Raw genomic sequence first — 957 nt, 5'->3', positions numbered from 1 at the left:
GGAGCCGGCCCTTGAAGCTGATCGCGCCGGCCCCGCAGACCTTTCGCACGGCGTCGCCCGGCCCGTACTCCCACTCCGGCGGCGTCTCGGGGAACGGCCGATCGCTCGGCCGGTAGCGGCTGGCCGGCACGGCCAGCCGCAGGGCCTCGTGCGGCCGCCGGTGGTTGTACGACTCGCGCCAGGGGTCGAACCGCCGCTGGCACGCGTCCAGGTCGTCGAACGTGCGTCCCTGGAGGACTTCCGCCTTGAGCGTCCGGTGGAACCGCTCGTCCTTGCCCTGGGTCTGCGGGTGGTAGGGCCGGCCGTGGCCGACCCCGACGCCCAGCCTCAGCAGCCAGACGCCCAGGCCGGTGTATCGTCGGCCGGGCGCGGCGGCGACCCCCCAGGGGGAGCCGTTGTCGCAGAGGATGCGGTCGGGCAGGCCGTAGCGGCGGAACAGGGCCGCGAGGCGGCCGCGGACGGTCGCGTCGCGCTCGTCGCCGCAGGCCTCGACCCCCAGGGCGAACCGCGAGTGGTCGTCGAGGACGGTCAGCGGGTGGCAGCGTCCGGCGGCCGTGGCGAAGTGGCCCTTGAAGTCCATCTGCCAGAGCCGATTGGGGGCGTCGGCCTCGAACCGGACGAAGGGCGCGGGGGCGGGGGCGTCGGCGAGCCGGCCGCGTCGGCGGAGCATCGCCGTGATCGTGCCGGCCGCGGGGACGTCGGCGTGGCCCAGGTCGGCCAGCCGCCTGCGGAGCTTGCGCCCGCCCCAGGCGGGGTTCTCGTCGCGGAGCCGGAGCACCTCGGCCTCGACCGGCTCGGGCGTGCGGGCCGGCGAGGCGCCGGGCCGCCGCGAGCGGTCGGCGAGGGCGGCGGAGCCCCCCTCGCGGAACCGGGCGACCCATTTGTAGGCGGTCTTGGGGCTGACCCCGTAGCGTCGGCACAGCTCGCGGACGTTGGCTCCCGGGGAGGAGGCCAGGG

Annotated in this window: 1 protein-coding gene; it reads right to left on the bottom strand. The window is 76.7% G+C overall.

All coding sequences use genetic code 11. The features are described from left to right. Positions 1-957 (bottom strand): IS481 family transposase (locus tag G6O68_RS31890; protein WP_165253800.1); only part of this gene is annotated, 957 nt, incomplete at both ends.

This window comes from Paludisphaera soli (genome assembly GCF_011064595.1).
Lineage (GTDB): Bacteria > Planctomycetota > Planctomycetia > Isosphaerales > Isosphaeraceae > Paludisphaera > Paludisphaera soli.
Note: the sequence above shows the minus strand (reverse complement) of the source record. Positions and strands in the feature narration are given on the sequence as shown.